Genomic DNA, 14,018 nt, shown 5'->3' on the forward strand with positions numbered 1-14,018 from the left:
CAGTTGAATACTGTCAACGCAAGAGAACCGGCGCTGGCGGCGGCGATTCGCGTTTTTTGAGAGTGCCGGTGAAGGCTTTATGACGAACGGGGAAACAGTCAGGGCGGCGATCGAGGAGCTTCGCAGGGCGATACTCAGCCTCGACAATGCGCTCGACATGCGCTTCGACCGCGAGCGCGACCATGGCGAGGTCGAAGGCGAGGTGCGTCGGGTGAATGCCGACCGCTCGCGGCTCGCCCAGGAGCTCGACCAGTCCGAATTCCGTGCAAATCGCCTGGAGGAGGTCAACCGCGAGGTCTCCCGGCGGCTCGTCACGGCCATGGAAACCATCCGGGCCGTGCTCGACCGCTAGTCCCCGCAATCAGGAAAATCCGCATGGCACAGGTAACCGTACAGATCGATGGCAAGGCCTATCGCATGGCCTGCGAAGAGGGCCAGGAGGCGCATCTCGAAGAGCTCGCCTCCGGCTTCGATCAATATGTTGGGCACCTGAAGAGCCAGTTCGGCGAGATCGGCGACCTGCGCCTGACCGTCATGGCCGGCATCATGGTCATGGACGAGCTCAACGACGTCAGGCGCCGGCTGACCAAGCTGGAGGCGGAGACCGAGGACCTGCGCAAGGGCCGCGAAGGCGTGATGAGCGAGGTTTCCCGCAACGAGGATGCGATCGCCCAGGCGCTCGGCGAGCTGACCAGCCAGATCCAGGGCATGGCGGCGAAACTGTCCGGCAAGCCGCCGGTCAACTGAGCGGCAGAATTGCCACTGGCGAAGACGCCGGTTTGCGCCTATATATCGGATGCGATCTGCGCTTCCCGACAGGAACCACAATCCCTGGGGCCATACTCGATCCAAAGGGAGCTGTCCCTGACCCGGCCCGTGGGCTTGGTCACACGGTGCCCACCTACGTTTGTAGGCACCCAGGATCGTAACTCTCCATCGGTCGTCGCGGATCGTGCTTGTTCTAAAGCATGTCGCGCAAAAGTGCGCAGCGGTTTTGCGGCAACGACATGCGAAAAAACAGGGAGCTAAAGCGCAAGGAGCGAATCTGAAAGATCGCGGCGCGCTTTAGATTGCCAGCCGTTCGATGCGCTTGAACACGCCCTGGATTGTGCGGCTTTTCCCCTGGATCGGCTCGATCCTCATCTTCATCAGAAGCTCGTCGTCCGTGTTCAGGCGCATGCGGATGTTGAACGTCTTTCCGGAATAGGCCTTCCGCGTTCCCCGTTTCCAGAATCCGGCACCGCTTGCGGTGTCACGATCGCCGGTCTCCGCAAGCGCCGTCCAGTCGTTGTTGGCGATGATCTGGAGGGAGGCGCCGGTTTGGCGGATGGTGATGCGGCAGCTCGGGCATTCACCCGCATTCGAGGCGATCTGCTGCCACTCGCCGTGGAAGGCGTCTTCGGCGGCCACAGGCGCGGCAAATCCCGATATGCAGAATAAGGCTGCCGCCACCAGAAAACGCCGCATGCCCAAGTCCTTTCCTCGTCTCGCCTCGGTGTAATCTAGGCGTGTGACGGTGGCTTCGCGAGTCCCTCCAGGGTGTTTGTCGATCTATGGTTAAGGCACAAAAGAAAGGCCGCCCCGAGGGCGGCCTTCATGACGGAAGGGCAGTGCTTCTTGACAGGCCTCAAGCAGCCGCCTTCAGTTCCTTGTCGATCATGGCGCGCAGGCTCCCGAGGTCCTTGGCGAAGGCGCGGATGCCTTCGGAGAGCTTTTCGGTTGCCATGGCGTCTTCGTTCAGCATCCAGCGGAAGGCCTTCTCGTCGATCTTGATCGGCGAGACCCTGGCGACCTTTTCCGGCGAGAGCTTGCGCTCCAGCGTGCCTTCGGCGGCGTCGAGCTCTTCGAGCAGTGCCGGGCTGATCGTCAGGCGGTCGCAGCCGGCAAGGGCTTCGATCTCGCCGGTGTTGCGGAAGGAGGCGCCCATGACGATCGTGTCGATGCCGTTCGACTTGTAGTAGTCGTAGATGGCGCGGACGGAGAGCACGCCCGGATCCTCTTCCGCCGTGAAGGTCTTGCCGCTGGCCTTGACGTGCCAGTCGAGGATGCGGCCGACGAAGGGCGAGATGAGGAAGACGCCGGCATCGGAGCAGGCGATGGCCTGGGCCTTGTTGAAGAGCAGCGTCAGGTTGCAGTCGATGCCGTCCTTCTGTAGGACTTCCGCGGCGCGGATGCCTTCCCAGGTGGAGGCGAGCTTGATGAGGATGCGGTCGCGGGTGATGCCGCGCGCCTCATAGGCCTTGATGATCTCGCGGCCCTTGGCGATGGAGGCTTCGGTGTCGAAGGAGAGGTCGGCGTCGACTTCGGTCGAGACGCGGCCGGGCACGAGTTCGGCAAGCGCCGCGCCGACGGAGATGGCAAGGCGGTCGGCCACGGCCGAGACGACGCCCTCGCGGTTGCCGCCCTGCGACTGGCCCCAGCGGATGGCTTCCGTGACGGTGTCGGCGAACATCGGCGTGCCGAGTGCCTTCAGGACGATCGTGGGGTTGGTGGTGCAATCGACCGGCTTCAGGCGGCGCACGGCTTCGATGTCGCCGGTGTCTGCCACGACGGTCGTCATCGCACGAAGTTGTTCAAGCTTGGACGTCATATCCGAAATCCCGAATGGTTGTTGCTGGGCCGCCGGGCGCTGAAACGCTCGGGCCCTCCTCCATGTTCCTGTGATAGCGCGCGCGGCGACCGTGCTTCCTGTTTCGGTCGCCGTGCGGGCTGGCACAACCAATCCGCCGACGGAATGCCGCCAGCCGATATGACGCGGACTATCATCGCTTCCGCGGGGAAAAGTCAAGCACTTTTGACCAATCTCTTGAACATATGTCGCATTTTTTGTTTCCTGTGTTATGGTGCGATCGAACATTGCAGAGAAAGATGGAGGCGACGTGGCAAGGCTCCGGCGCGACACACACACGGCCTATTCGGAATCGGCGGCACTGCGCCTGCGGGCGGCTTGGCTCTACTACAACCAAGGCCTCACCCAGAAGGACGTGGCGGAGAAGATCGGCGTCAGCCGCACCACGGTCATCCGCATGCTGGACGAGGCGCTGAAGCGCTCCGAGGTGCAGATCTGGATCAACGAGGGTGTCGCCGATTGCGTCGAGCTCGCCGTGCGGCTGGAGAAGGCCTATGGGCTCGACGAAGCCGTGGTGGTGCCGGCGGCCGACAGCGCCGAGACGACCGCCAAGGGCGTGGGCCTCGCGCTCGGCCAGTTCCTCACCGAGGCGATCCCGGACGATTGCACGATCGGCGTCGGCTGGGGACGCACGCTCACCGCCTCGCTCGCCAGCTTCCGCCCGGCGCGGCGCGAGCGGGTGAAGGTCGTCTCGCTGCTCGGCGGTGTCGTCGAGGCGCACCATATCAACCCGATCGAATACACCTGGCGGCTGGCGAGCCAGCTCGGCGCGGAGTGCTACCTGTTCCTGGCGCCGCTGCTCGTCGATTCGCGGGAGACCAAGCGCAGCCTTATCGAGAAATGCGGCCTGAAGACGCTGTTCGAACTGGCGGAGAACATGGATATCGCCGTCGTCAGCTGCGGCGACATCGGCCCGCGCTCCAGCTCGCTCTCGCGCGATTTCATCGCCCGCCACGAGCTGGAGGAGCTGATCGCGGCCGGCTGCGTCTGCGATACGATGTGCAATTTCCTCGACGCCGAGGGCCATACGATCGATCATCCGATCCGCCACCGGGTCATGTCCATCGACCTCGACACGGTCAGCAAGGCGCGTCATATCGTGCTCGTCTCGGGCGGCGCGCATCGCGCGCCGGCGATCCGCGCCACCATCCGCCGGGTCGGCTGCAACACGCTGATCACCGACGAGGGGGCGGCGCTCGCCATGCTGCGGCTGGCGGAGGCTTCCGCCGCCGCATAGGCCCCTAGATCAGCCTGAGGCGGACGGCGCGGGTGATTGCGCCGGTGATGTTGCGGGCGCCGAGCTTTTCGATGGCGCTGCGCATGGCGTCCGTCACGCGCGTCATGGCGATGTCGGTTTCGAGCACGATATCGGCCGGCGTCCTGCCGTTGGCGGCAAGTTCTAGGCACCGCTTTTCGATCTCGGTCAGCTCGGGGAGGGGGGAAAGATCATTTTCCGAGGACATGCGCCCCGCTTAAACGCTGCAGCCTGCCGCCGAAAGCACAAGCTGTCCCAATGCTTAACGGGCCGGCCCGGCTTTTCGCCGCCTTGTCCCGATGTGGCACAGCCGCCTTTCCCGCGTGCCAGTCGGCTTCTGCGACGTCCCGCCGTCGCAACCGGGATGGGGATTTGCCTTCCGGCGCTGCTAGCTGGTAAGCCACGCGCAGCAAGGCTGGAGACGACAGTGACACCGAAGGAACAGAAGGCGGCGATCCGCAACGAGCGGCTGGCGCTGCGCGATGCCATGGCGCCCGAGGCGCGTATCGAGGGCAGCCTTGCCATGGTGGAGCTTGCGGGCGACCGCATCGCATTTGCGCCTGGCGCGGTGATTTCGGGTTTCTGGCCGATCCGTTCGGAGGCCGATATCCGCCCGCTGATGGCGCATCTTCGCACGCGCGGGGCGCGGCTTTGCCTTCCCGTCGTGCTCGACCGTGAGACGATCATCTTCCGAGAACTGGCGGTCGGCGCGCCGGTGATCAAGACCGGCTTCGGCACGACCGGGCCGGGGCCGGACGCGGCGGTGCTCGATCCCGATATCCTCCTCGTGCCGCTCTCCGCCTTCGACCGGGCAGGCCACCGCATCGGCTACGGCGCCGGCCACTATGACCGGGCGATCGATCGCCTCAAGGCAAAAGGCCGTGTGCCGAGGCTGATCGGCATTGCTTTCGATTGCCAGGAAGTGGCATCAGTACCCGCGGAGCCGCACGACGTCGCGCTGGACGCGATCCTCACCGAAAGCGGCCTTCGTTTGTTCCAACAGGTTTCATAAGGTTCTTCGATGCGTTTTCTCTTTCTCGGCGACATGGTGGGCAAGACCGGGCGGACCGCCGTCTGGCAGCGCCTGCCGGGGCTGATCAGCGATCTCAAGCTGGATTTCGTCGTCGTCAACGGGGAAAACGCGGCCGGCGGCTTCGGCATCACGGAAGACATCTTCCTTGAGACGATCAATGCCGGTGCGGACGTCGTGACGACCGGCAACCACGTCTGGGACCAGAAGGAGGCCGTGACCTTCGCCAGCCGGCACGACCAGTTCCTGCGCCCCGCCAACTATCCCGCCGGCACGCCCGGCCGCGGTGCCAATCTCTTCATCGCGCGGAACGGCGCGCGCGTGCTCGTCGCCAACATCATGGGCCGGGTGTTCATGCATCCGGAACTCGACGACCCCTTCACTGCGGGCGAGACGATCCTCGCCTCCTGCCCGCTCGGCGAGCAGGCCGATGCGGTGATCTTCGATTTCCACGCGGAGGCGACCAGCGAGAAGCAGTGCTTCGGCCATTTCGTCGATGGCCGCGCCAGCGTCGTCGTGGGCACGCACACCCATGTGCCGACCGCCGATTGCCAGATCCTCAACGGCGGCACCGGCTACATGTCGGATGCCGGAATGTGCGGCGACTACGATTCCTCCCTCGGCATGGAGAAGGAGGAGCCGCTCAACCGCTTCATCTCGAAAATGCCGAAAGGCCGCTTCGAGGCGGCCTCCGGGCCGGCGACGATCTGCGGCCTGGCGGTCGATATCTCCGACCGCACCGGCCTTGCCGAAAAGATCGCGCCGCTTCGCCTCGGCCCGCGCCTTGCCGAAACCCTGCCGGATTTCTGGACCTAGAGAAATTCCAGCAAAAGTGCGAAGCGGTTTTGCGTCCGGAATTACGGCAAAACAAAAGGTTGAGTGTTTTCGCCGGAAAAGCGGAAACGCTCTGACCTCAGATCATGTGGCGCAGGTGATCGGCCGAGCCGTCGGTGAAGGTCAGGTGCGCCTTCACGCCGACATCCGGCTCCTCGTCCGGGTTGAAGTTGGCCTTGGCGATCTCCCAGCCGAATTTCAGCTTGCTGCCCGTCGAGGCCCACACTTCCGCGTCCTCGATCTCCAGCGCCAGCATGGTGAGCTTCGGGTCGTCCTTGCCATGGTCGAACCAGGCTTCGACGATGGAGCTCCAGTATTCGTCGACCTTGATCGGATCCTTGCGCACGGAGATGCGGCCCGCAAGGCAGGCGTGATAGTCATGGTCCTTGCCGACCACGCAGAAATGGGCGCGGGCGCCCGGTGAAATCGCCTCGACGATCTCCGCATCGGTCTTGGTGAAGAACCAGATGGTGGCGGTCTGGCGGTCGAGCTGCGGGGCCATCGGCTGCATGTGCATATGGCTTCCGTCGACGCCGAGCATGCCGGCATGGATCCTGTCGATCTCGTCGAAAAGCTGCTCCTTCGGGTTTTCGCGTGCCTGGGTGAGGTTGGACATGGTTGCTCCTCGCAATCGTTGGATTGATGGACGGGGAACGTGAGGCGGCGGGCAAGGTTCCGCTCAACAAGCGCTCAACGGATTGTGATCGGCCGGCCCGCCGCACAATCTCGACCCGTCGGCCCCGCGGGCGCATAGTCGCGCCGACCAATGAACGGAGCCGCCCATGCCGCATCTCCTGCTCATTCCGTTGATCCTTGCCGTCCTTGCGGTCTTCGCCGCTCCGCGGTCTTCGCTCGCGCAGGCCGAAACGCCGGTCAGCCAGTGCCAGATGATCGCGCGCTCGCTTCCCGCCGTCACCTTCGCCAGTTTCTCGGCAAGCGCCGCCTTACGGGTTCAGGCGAAGGCGAACGAGGAGGTGCGCATCACCTATGTCGGCCATTCGACCTTCTTCATCGAGACGCCGGGCGGCGTGAAGATCGCGACGGACTATAACGGCTGGTACAAACCGCCGGCGCTGCCGACCGTGGTGACGATGAACAAGGCGCATTCCAGCCACTACACGACGAACCCGGAGCCGGGCATCGAATATGTGCTGCACGGCTGGCAGGACGGTTCGGAGAAGGGCGCGGACCATGATGTCGTCGTCGGCGACACCTATATCCGCAACGTGCCGACCGATATCCGCGGCTGGGGCGGGGCGATGGAGCCGAACGGCAATTCCATCTTCATCTTCGAGGTGGCGGGCCTGTGCATCGGCCATCTCGGCCACCTGCATCATGAGCTGACGGAGAAGCAATATGCCGAGATCGGCAGGCTCGACGTGTTGATGGTGCCGGTGGATGGCGGGCTGACCATGGGCGCGGAGAGCATGAGCCGCGTCGTGCAGCGCCTGCGCTCGGCGCTGATCCTGCCGATGCACCGCCGCGGGCCGCCGATCAGCCAGTTCCTCTCCATGTTCGGCGAGGGCTTCGATGCTGTGACCGATGACGATGCGACGGTCACCGTGTCGATCCGCAACTTGCCCAAACGGCCGACGATTCATATTCTCTCCGGCGTCTGATGCCCGGAGTTTTTCATGCGTTTCCTTCTTGCCATGCCCGCCGTCCTGCTCTCCTCCGCCCTTGCCTTCGCAAGCAGCGCGCCGACGCCGGGCGGTCCCGGTGCGGAGTCGGGCCAGCCGCGGGAGATCGTGACCCAGCCGGTGGAAAAGCTGCCCACACGCACCTTCGGCGTGGCGCAGAGTTTTGTCATGCCGTCCGGCAATATCGGCTGCATCTACATTCCCGAGGGCGGCACGGAGACCTACCAGCCGGCCGATGGCGGCCCGGAACTCTCCTGCGATAGGGTGGAGCCGAAATATGTGCGCGCGACGCTTGGGCGGAGCGGCAAGGCGGTGGTGCGCACCAATGTCGGCGACCAGGGATGCTGCGGTGGCGACAGGACCATACCCTATGGAGAAACCTGGTCGGCCGGCCCCTTCACCTGCTATTCGGAGCGCACGGGGCTGACCTGCGAGCGCAATGACGGCCATTCCTTCCTCTTGAGCCGTGCCCGCCTGCGCGCCGACTGAAACCGGCCGTCGCTTTGTTCGCCGGACTGCTGGACGTGCGGCGGCAATGAAATTATAAGGCGGCATTCCGAAAATCGGGGCGGCAGGGCGACGCTTTACCGCGGCGACACGCTCCGCACACAGCCGGCGACCAAAGAAACGGGCGCCGAACAGATGAGACAGGGGTGCCATGGCTGGCCATTCACAGTTCAAGAATATCATGCACCGCAAGGGTCGGCAGGACGCCGTGCGGTCGAAAATGTTCTCCAAGCTCGCCCGTGAAATCACGGTCGCGGCAAAGACGGGCCTGCCCGACCCGGCGATGAACGCCCGCCTGCGCCTGGCGATCCAGAACGCCAAGGCGCAGTCCATGCCGAAGGACAATATCGAGCGCGCCATCAAGAAGGCGTCCGGCGCAGACAGCGAGAACTACGAGGAAGTCCGCTACGAGGGTTACGGCCCGGGCGGCGTCGCCGTCATCGTCGAGGCGCTGACCGACAACCGCAACCGCACCGCCTCCTCCGTCCGTTCGACCTTCTCCAAGGCCGGCGGCGCGCTCGGCGAAACCGGCTCGGTCTCCTTCTCCTTCGACCGCGTCGGCGAGATCACCTACAAGCTGTCGGCCGGTGACGCGGACACCGTCATGGAAGCTGCCATCGAGGCCGGCGCCGAGGACGTGACGACCGACGAGGACAGCCACACGATCATCTGCGGCTTCGAGGATATCGGCGAGGTCTCCAAGACGCTGGAAGACAAGCTCGGCGAAGCCGAGACGGTCAAGGCGATCTGGAAGGCGCAGAACACCGTGCCGGTCGACGAGGAGAAGGCGCAGTCGCTGATGAAGCTCATCGACACGCTGGAAGACGACGACGACGTGCAGAACGTCTATTCGAACTTCGAGGTCTCCGACGAGGTGATGGCCAAGCTTTCGGCTTGATCGGTCCGCCTGTCCTCTCCGTCATCCTCGGGCTTGCCCCGAGGATCCACTGCCGCGGGGTACAGCATGGATGGTCGGGTCAGGCCCGACCATGACGACGGAGAGGCTGGAGAGCGCGAACGCCATTCAGGAAAGCCGAGGCTGGAAGGTCTCGGCTTTTTTTATGCCGCCAGCGCCTCCCGCGCCTCGGCGAAGAGCCGCACCGATTTCAGCCGCGCCTCCATGTCGTGGACCGGCATCGACACGATCAGTTCGTCCGCCCCGGTCAGCGCCAGGAAATCGGCGATGCGGCGCCGGATCTTTTCCGGTCCGCCGACGACGGCATATTGCAGGGTATGCTCGACATTGATGCGCTCGTTCTCGCTCCAGTGAGGATCCATGTCGTCGACCGGCGCCGGGAAGGCGCCGGGCGTGCCGCGGCGCAGGCGCACGAAGGATTGCTGCATGGACGTGAAGAGATAATCGGCCTCCGCGTCCGTATCGGCGGCCGCGCCCATCACGCCGACCATGACATGCGGCTTGTCGAGATGCTGCGAGGGCTCGAAGCGCTCGCGGTAGATTTCGAGTGCCGTCAGCAGCATGTCCGGCGCGAAATGCGAGGCGAAGGCGAAGGGCAGGCCCAGCATGCCGGCAAGATGCGCCGAATAATGGCTGGAGCCGAGCAGCCAGACCGGCACGTTGCTGTCCGCGCCGGGGATGGCGACGACCTTCTGCCCGGGGCTTGCCGGCCCCATCAGCTGCATCAGCTCGACGACGTCCTGCGGGAAGTTGTTGGCGGCGCTGTCGAGGTTGCGGCGGAGCGCCTGCGCGGTGCGCATGTCGGTGCCGGGCGCACGGCCGAGGCCGAGATCGATGCGATCCGGAAAGAGCGCGGCGAGCGTGCCGAACTGTTCGGCGATGACGAGTGGTGAATGGTTCGGCAGCATGATGCCGCCGGAGCCGACGCGGATCTTTTCCGTGCCTGCGGCGACGTGCTGGATGACCAGAGACGTGGCGGCGCTGGCGATGCCGCGCATGCCGTGGTGCTCGGCGAGCCAGAAGCGCTTGTAGCCGTGCGCTTCGGCTTCCTGCGCGAGGCGCCGGGAGTTCTCGAGCGACTGGGCGACGGTGCCGCCTTCGATGATCGGGGAAAGATCGAGGATGGAGAAGGGCACCATGGCCGCGGCCTCTTTGTAAGCGGATTTGATTGTGCTCCCATGTAGGTTCAGTTTCGTGAAATCCAAGCGGTGGCCCGAGGGTTTTCGCGGCGCCGGATGGAATTGCCGGTCTGTTTTTGTTTTGTTCACATTTCGCTGGCAGGGTCCGGCCGACGGGATTAGGGTTTCGCCATGCAGGAAACGATTCGCATCATCGGCATCGATCCGGGGCTTCGCCGCACCGGCTGGGGCGTCATCGAGACGCTCGGCAATTCGTTGCGCTTCGTTGCGTCCGGCACCGTGACCTCCGATGGCGACATGGACCTTGCCTCCCGCCTCTGCCAGCTGCATGACGGCCTTTCCGAGGTCGTGCACGGCTATCAGCCGCACGAGGCCGCCGTGGAGCAGACCTTCGTCAACAAGGATGCGACGGCGACCCTGAAACTCGGCCAGGCGCGCGGCATCGCCATGCTGGTACCGGCGCGCGCGGGCCTGCGCGTGGCGGAATATGCGCCGAACGCGGTGAAGAAGGCCGTCATCGGCGTCGGGCACGGCGAAAAGCAGCAGATCCACATGATGCTGAAGGTGCTGATGCCGAAGGCGACCTTCACCGGCAACGACGCCGCCGACGCGCTCGCCATCGCCATCTGCCACGCCCACAACCGCCAGGGCCTCTCCGGCCGCCTCGCCAAGCTCGCGGGCTGATTTGTTCTTGACTTGTTCCGGTCTGGCCGTTAAGTAATACCTCGGAGGTATTACCATGCGCGTGACGGAAAAAGGCCAGGTGACGATCCCCAAACCCATCCGCGACCGGCTTGCCATCGAGCCTGGCTCGGAAGTGGATTTCGTCGTGTCGGATGAAGGTGTGATGCTCGTCAAGGTTGGCGACGGCAAACCCGGCTTTGATGATTTCGAAGCCTGGGCGGCCAGCGTCCAAGGGACCTGGGATCTGGACGGCATGACGCCGGACGAATATTTCGAATGGCTGCGGGGACCGCGTGATGACCTCGACCGTCGTTGATACGAATATCCTCATCGACATGCTGGGCCCGGATCGGCCACAGCGGGACTGGTCCTTCAACGCGCTGAAGCGATGCTTGGAAGAGGGGGAACTTGTCCTCAATCCCATCGTCTGGTCGGAGCTTGCGACCTCGCCGCTCAGCGAACTGGAACTCAACCTCGCCTTCGGCTGGCTGCGCATGCGGCGCGAACCTCTGTCCTACGAAGCCGCCTTCGCCGCCGGCAAGGCGCATTATGCCTATCGCCGGGCTGGCGGGTTGCGCGAGCGCACGCTTCCCGATTTCCTGGTCGGCGCGCAGGCGGAAGCGCGGGGCCATCGCCTGCTCACCCGCGATGCCGCGCGCTATCGCAGCTATTTCCCCGCGCTCGACATCCTCTCCCCCGAAACCCATCCCTGACGGATTTTCTCATGATCGGCAAACTCAAGGGCACAATCGACGAGATCGGCGAGGACCACGTGGTCGTCGACGTGCACGGCGTCGGCTACGTCGCCTTCTGCTCGGCGCGCACGCTCGGCAAGCTCGGTTCGAGCGGCGAGGCGGCGGTGCTGTTCATCGAGACCTATGTGCGGGAGGACCAGTTCAAGCTGTTCGGCTTCCTGACGGCGCTGGAGCGGGAGTGGTTCCGGCTGCTGCAGAGCGTGCAGGGCGTCGGCTCCAAGGTGGCGCTGGCCGTCCTCTCGACCCTGACGCCAGGGGAACTCGCCAACGCCATCGCGCTGCAGGACAAGACGGCGGTTTCGCGCGCGCCGGGCGTCGGGCCGAAGGTGGCGGTGCGCATCATCACGGAACTGCGTAACAAGGCGCCGGCCTTCGCGGGGGAGGCGTCCGCCTCGATCGGGCTCAAGCAGGAGCTCGGCGAGGGCGTCGCCTCCGCGCCGGTTTCCGATGCCGTCTCGGCGCTGACCAATCTCGGCTATTCGCGCGACCAGGCGGCCAATGCGGTCGCGGCAGCGCTGAAGAATGGCGGGGAGGGGGCCGACAGCGCCAAGCTCATCCGCCTCGGCCTCAAGGAATTGTCGCGGTGATGCGGTTGCCTTCCTTGGCCGACAATGGGATTAGGCGCTCATGAGCGACGAAAACAGACTGCTTTCGCCGGAAAAGCGCGGCGAGGACATCGATACCGCCTTGCGGCCGCAGACGCTGGACGATTTCACCGGCCAGGCGGAAGCGCGCGCCAACCTGAAGATCTTCATCGAGGCGGCGAAGAACCGCGGCGAGGCGCTCGACCATGTGCTGTTCGTCGGGCCGCCCGGCCTCGGCAAGACGACGCTGGCGCAGATCATGGCGAAGGAGCTCGGCGTCAATTTCCGCTCGACCTCCGGTCCCGTCATCGCGAAGGCCGGCGACCTTGCGGCGCTGCTCACCAATCTCGAAGAGCGCGACGTGCTCTTCATCGACGAGATCCATCGCCTCAACCCGGCCGTCGAGGAAATCCTCTATCCGGCCATGGAGGATTTCCAGCTCGACCTCATCATCGGCGAAGGCCCGGCGGCGCGTTCGGTGAAGATCGACCTGTCGAAATTCACCCTCGTCGCCGCCACCACGCGTCTCGGTCTCCTCACCACGCCGCTGCGCGACCGCTTCGGCATCCCGGTGCGGCTGAACTTCTACACCGCCGAGGAACTGGAGCTGATCGTGCGCCGCGGCGCGCGATTGATGGGCCTCGGCATGACGGAAGAGGGCGCGCGCGAGATCGCGCGGCGTGCGCGCGGCACGCCACGCATCGCTGGCCGGCTGCTCCGCCGCGTGCGCGATTTCGCCGAAGTGGCGCGGGCCGAGGCGGTGACGCAAAAGATCGCCGATGAGGCGCTGACGCGGCTGCTGGTCGACAATATGGGGCTCGATCAGCTCGACCGGCGCTATCTGTCGATGATCGCGCACAATTTCGGCGGCGGGCCTGTCGGCATCGAGACCATCGCGGCGGGGCTTTCCGAACCGCGCGACGCGATCGAGGACATCATCGAGCCCTACATGATCCAGCAGGGTTTCATCCAGCGCACACCGCGCGGCCGTGTTTTGACCGTAAATGCCTGGAAACATATGGGCCTGACGCCGCCGAAAGACCTGGAGGCGACTCAGTTCAGGCTGTTTTCCGAGGACGATTGAGTGATCACCCGCCGCGGTTTGCTGAAGGCTTTCGGAGGCTTCATCGCCGCGGGGTTCGCTTCCTCCGCCTATGCGGTGGGCGTCGAGCCGATGCTGCGGCTGCGCACGGTGACCTACCGGATCGTGCCGCCCGGCTGGCCGACGGGCCAGACGCTGCGCCTCGTCGCGCTTGCCGATATCCATGCCTGCGAACCTTGGATGAGCGCTGCCCGCATCCGCGGCATCTGCGAACATGCCAACACGCTCGGCGGCGATATCGTCCTGCTGCTCGGTGACTACCTTTCGAGCATGCGGGCCGTCTGGGGCAAGGTGCCGCCGGCCGATTGGGCCGCGGCGCTGTCGATCCTGAAGGCTCCGCTCGGCGTGCACGCGGTGCTTGGAAATCACGACTGGTGGGACGACCTGGAAGCGCAGGCGGCCGGCGGCGGGGAAACGTTCAGCCATCGCATGCTTCGCGAGGCCGGCATCGCGGTCTATTCCAACCGGGCCGTGCGGATCGAGACAATGACGGGCGCGTTCTGGCTCGCCGGCCTCGAGGACCAGATCGCGCTTCGGCCGGGCCGGCAATGGAATCGCGGCGGCTTCGTCGGGCTGGATGACCTGCCGGGAACGCTCGCGCAGGTGACGGACGATGCGCCGCTCATCCTCATGGCGCACGAGCCGGATGTTTTCCCGCGGGTGCCGTCCCGGGTTTCCCTGACACTCTCGGGGCATACGCATGGCGGGCAGGTGCGCCTTTTCGGCTACTCGCCCATGGTTCCCTCCGCCTATGGCAACCGCTATGCCTACGGTCATGTCGTCGAAGACGGTCGGCACCTCTGCGTCTCCGGCGGCCTCGGCTGCTCGATCGCGCCGATCCGTTTCGGCTCACCGCCGGAAATCATGGTCGTCGAACTCGGCTGAGCGTGAAACCCTTGCAATTGCCGGCGCTTTGCGGGAGAGAGGCGGAAATTCTTGCCGG

Annotated in this window: 19 protein-coding genes and 1 other RNA gene; 15 read left to right on the top strand and 5 right to left on the bottom strand. The window is 64.9% G+C overall.

Translation table 11 applies throughout. The features are described from left to right. Positions 1-79 precede the first annotated feature (79 nt). From MUU56_RS16205 to ssrS, 3 genes are all read left to right on the top strand, one after another. Complete coding sequence (locus tag MUU56_RS16205; protein WP_037408596.1) at positions 80-352, top strand: DUF4164 domain-containing protein; 273 nt, start codon at positions 80-82, stop codon at positions 350-352. 23 nt (positions 353-375) lie between these two features. Next, positions 376-747 (top strand): cell division protein ZapA, encoded by a 372-nt coding sequence (locus tag MUU56_RS16210; protein ID WP_244768321.1) that lies wholly within the window; start codon positions 376-378, stop codon positions 745-747. A gap of 50 nt (positions 748-797) precedes the next feature. Next, positions 798-956, top strand: a non-coding RNA gene (ssrS, locus tag MUU56_RS16215) — 6S RNA. Between the two features lie 109 nt (positions 957-1,065). Here the strand turns inward: ssrS and MUU56_RS16220 are convergent. Then, positions 1,066-1,410 (bottom strand): hypothetical protein, encoded by a 345-nt coding sequence (locus MUU56_RS16220; RefSeq protein WP_244768322.1) that lies wholly within the window; start codon positions 1,408-1,410, stop codon positions 1,066-1,068. A 217-nt stretch (positions 1,411-1,627) separates the two neighbouring features. After that, the gene (tal, locus tag MUU56_RS16225; RefSeq protein ID WP_244768323.1) at positions 1,628-2,590 is read right to left on the bottom strand and encodes a transaldolase; all 963 of its coding nucleotides are present in this window, start codon (positions 2,588-2,590) and stop codon (positions 1,628-1,630) included. Positions 2,591-2,879: 289 nt separating this feature from the next. On the opposite strand from tal, the gene MUU56_RS16230 reads away from it, so the two are divergent. Then, positions 2,880-3,866, top strand: coding sequence for a sugar-binding transcriptional regulator (locus MUU56_RS16230; protein WP_244768324.1), 987 nt, complete (start codon positions 2,880-2,882; stop codon positions 3,864-3,866). Positions 3,867-3,870: 4 nt separating this feature from the next. Here the strand turns inward: MUU56_RS16230 and MUU56_RS16235 are convergent, their stop codons facing one another. Further along, on the bottom strand, positions 3,871-4,092 hold the full coding sequence (locus tag MUU56_RS16235) for a LuxR C-terminal-related transcriptional regulator (protein ID WP_244768325.1): 222 nt from the start codon (positions 4,090-4,092) through the stop codon (positions 3,871-3,873). 219 nt (positions 4,093-4,311) lie between these two features. Between MUU56_RS16235 and MUU56_RS16240 the strand changes: the two genes are divergently transcribed. Both MUU56_RS16240 and MUU56_RS16245 read left to right on the top strand, forming a co-directional pair. Continuing rightward, on the top strand, positions 4,312-4,896 hold the full coding sequence (locus tag MUU56_RS16240; protein ID WP_244768326.1) for a 5-formyltetrahydrofolate cyclo-ligase: 585 nt from the start codon (positions 4,312-4,314) through the stop codon (positions 4,894-4,896). A 9-nt stretch (positions 4,897-4,905) separates the two neighbouring features. Further along, positions 4,906-5,730 carry a TIGR00282 family metallophosphoesterase gene (locus MUU56_RS16245; RefSeq protein ID WP_244768327.1) on the top strand — a complete coding sequence of 275 codons (825 nt, stop codon included), beginning with the start codon at positions 4,906-4,908 and terminating at the stop codon, positions 5,728-5,730. Positions 5,731-5,827: 97 nt separating this feature from the next. On the opposite strand, the gene MUU56_RS16250 is transcribed toward MUU56_RS16245, so the two are convergent. Then, on the bottom strand, positions 5,828-6,364 hold the full coding sequence (locus tag MUU56_RS16250) for a pyridoxamine 5'-phosphate oxidase family protein (protein ID WP_244768328.1): 537 nt from the start codon (positions 6,362-6,364) through the stop codon (positions 5,828-5,830). Positions 6,365-6,530: 166 nt separating this feature from the next. Between MUU56_RS16250 and MUU56_RS16255 the strand changes: the two genes are divergently transcribed. The 3 genes from MUU56_RS16255 (at position 6,531) to MUU56_RS16265 (ending at position 8,793) form a co-directional block, all read left to right on the top strand. Then, the gene (locus tag MUU56_RS16255) at positions 6,531-7,367 is read left to right on the top strand and encodes an MBL fold metallo-hydrolase (RefSeq protein ID WP_244768329.1); all 837 of its coding nucleotides are present in this window, start codon (positions 6,531-6,533) and stop codon (positions 7,365-7,367) included. 15 nt (positions 7,368-7,382) lie between these two features. After that, positions 7,383-7,877 (top strand): hypothetical protein, encoded by a 495-nt coding sequence (locus tag MUU56_RS16260; RefSeq protein ID WP_244768330.1) that lies wholly within the window; start codon positions 7,383-7,385, stop codon positions 7,875-7,877. A gap of 169 nt (positions 7,878-8,046) precedes the next feature. Continuing rightward, positions 8,047-8,793, top strand: coding sequence for a YebC/PmpR family DNA-binding transcriptional regulator (locus tag MUU56_RS16265; protein WP_244768331.1), 747 nt, complete (start codon positions 8,047-8,049; stop codon positions 8,791-8,793). A gap of 161 nt (positions 8,794-8,954) precedes the next feature. Here MUU56_RS16265 and MUU56_RS16270 read toward each other — a convergent pair whose 3' ends face one another. Beyond that, positions 8,955-9,950, bottom strand: a complete 996-nt coding sequence (locus MUU56_RS16270; RefSeq protein ID WP_244768332.1) for an LLM class flavin-dependent oxidoreductase — start codon at positions 9,948-9,950, stop codon at positions 8,955-8,957. Positions 9,951-10,121: 171 nt separating this feature from the next. Here MUU56_RS16270 and ruvC point away from each other — a divergent pair, with 171 nt between their 5' ends. From ruvC to MUU56_RS16300, 6 genes are read left to right on the top strand one after another with little or no spacing between them, the layout of a single operon-like run. Then, positions 10,122-10,634 carry a crossover junction endodeoxyribonuclease RuvC gene (ruvC, locus tag MUU56_RS16275; RefSeq protein WP_244768333.1) on the top strand — a complete coding sequence of 171 codons (513 nt, stop codon included), beginning with the start codon at positions 10,122-10,124 and terminating at the stop codon, positions 10,632-10,634. A 55-nt stretch (positions 10,635-10,689) separates the two neighbouring features. After that, positions 10,690-10,950, top strand: a complete 261-nt coding sequence (locus tag MUU56_RS16280) for an AbrB/MazE/SpoVT family DNA-binding domain-containing protein (protein ID WP_064331122.1) — start codon at positions 10,690-10,692, stop codon at positions 10,948-10,950. Next, complete coding sequence (locus tag MUU56_RS16285; protein ID WP_244768334.1) at positions 10,931-11,347, top strand: type II toxin-antitoxin system VapC family toxin; 417 nt, start codon at positions 10,931-10,933, stop codon at positions 11,345-11,347. The genes MUU56_RS16280 and MUU56_RS16285 overlap by 20 nt, the downstream gene beginning before the upstream one ends. An 11-nt stretch (positions 11,348-11,358) precedes the next feature. Next, the gene (gene ruvA, locus MUU56_RS16290) at positions 11,359-11,976 is read left to right on the top strand and encodes a Holliday junction branch migration protein RuvA (RefSeq protein ID WP_244768335.1); all 618 of its coding nucleotides are present in this window, start codon (positions 11,359-11,361) and stop codon (positions 11,974-11,976) included. A 40-nt stretch (positions 11,977-12,016) separates the two neighbouring features. Beyond that, the gene (ruvB, locus tag MUU56_RS16295; protein WP_244768336.1) at positions 12,017-13,057 is read left to right on the top strand and encodes a Holliday junction branch migration DNA helicase RuvB; all 1,041 of its coding nucleotides are present in this window, start codon (positions 12,017-12,019) and stop codon (positions 13,055-13,057) included. Continuing rightward, the gene (locus MUU56_RS16300) at positions 13,058-13,960 is read left to right on the top strand and encodes a metallophosphoesterase (RefSeq protein WP_244768337.1); all 903 of its coding nucleotides are present in this window, start codon (positions 13,058-13,060) and stop codon (positions 13,958-13,960) included. Positions 13,961-14,018 lie beyond the last annotated feature (58 nt).

The sequence above is a fragment of the Shinella yambaruensis genome, from assembly GCF_022899355.1.
GTDB classification, from domain to species: domain Bacteria; phylum Pseudomonadota; class Alphaproteobacteria; order Rhizobiales; family Rhizobiaceae; genus Shinella; species Shinella yambaruensis.

Bases quoted from the DNA above. Each gene is read 5' to 3' on its own strand.
- MUU56_RS16260 (WP_244768330.1), top strand. From the start codon at position 7,383: ATGCGTTTCCTTCTTGCCATGCCCGCCGTCCTGCTCTCCTCCGCCCTT.
- tal (WP_244768323.1), bottom strand. From the start codon at position 2,590: ATGACGTCCAAGCTTGAACAACTTCGTGCGATGACGACCGTCGTGGCA.
- MUU56_RS16205 (WP_037408596.1), top strand. From the start codon at position 80: ATGACGAACGGGGAAACAGTCAGGGCGGCGATCGAGGAGCTTCGCAGG.
- MUU56_RS16235 (WP_244768325.1), bottom strand. From the start codon at position 4,092: ATGTCCTCGGAAAATGATCTTTCCCCCCTCCCCGAGCTGACCGAGATC.
- MUU56_RS16270 (WP_244768332.1), bottom strand. From the start codon at position 9,950: ATGGTGCCCTTCTCCATCCTCGATCTTTCCCCGATCATCGAAGGCGGC.
- MUU56_RS16210 (WP_244768321.1), top strand. From the start codon at position 376: ATGGCACAGGTAACCGTACAGATCGATGGCAAGGCCTATCGCATGGCC.
- MUU56_RS16280 (WP_064331122.1), top strand. From the start codon at position 10,690: ATGCGCGTGACGGAAAAAGGCCAGGTGACGATCCCCAAACCCATCCGC.
- ruvB (WP_244768336.1), top strand. From the start codon at position 12,017: ATGAGCGACGAAAACAGACTGCTTTCGCCGGAAAAGCGCGGCGAGGAC.
- ruvC (WP_244768333.1), top strand. From the start codon at position 10,122: ATGCAGGAAACGATTCGCATCATCGGCATCGATCCGGGGCTTCGCCGC.
- MUU56_RS16255 (WP_244768329.1), top strand. From the start codon at position 6,531: ATGCCGCATCTCCTGCTCATTCCGTTGATCCTTGCCGTCCTTGCGGTC.
- MUU56_RS16265 (WP_244768331.1), top strand. From the start codon at position 8,047: ATGGCTGGCCATTCACAGTTCAAGAATATCATGCACCGCAAGGGTCGG.
- MUU56_RS16285 (WP_244768334.1), top strand. From the start codon at position 10,931: ATGACCTCGACCGTCGTTGATACGAATATCCTCATCGACATGCTGGGC.
- MUU56_RS16245 (WP_244768327.1), top strand. From the start codon at position 4,906: ATGCGTTTTCTCTTTCTCGGCGACATGGTGGGCAAGACCGGGCGGACC.
- ruvA (WP_244768335.1), top strand. From the start codon at position 11,359: ATGATCGGCAAACTCAAGGGCACAATCGACGAGATCGGCGAGGACCAC.
- MUU56_RS16250 (WP_244768328.1), bottom strand. From the start codon at position 6,364: ATGTCCAACCTCACCCAGGCACGCGAAAACCCGAAGGAGCAGCTTTTC.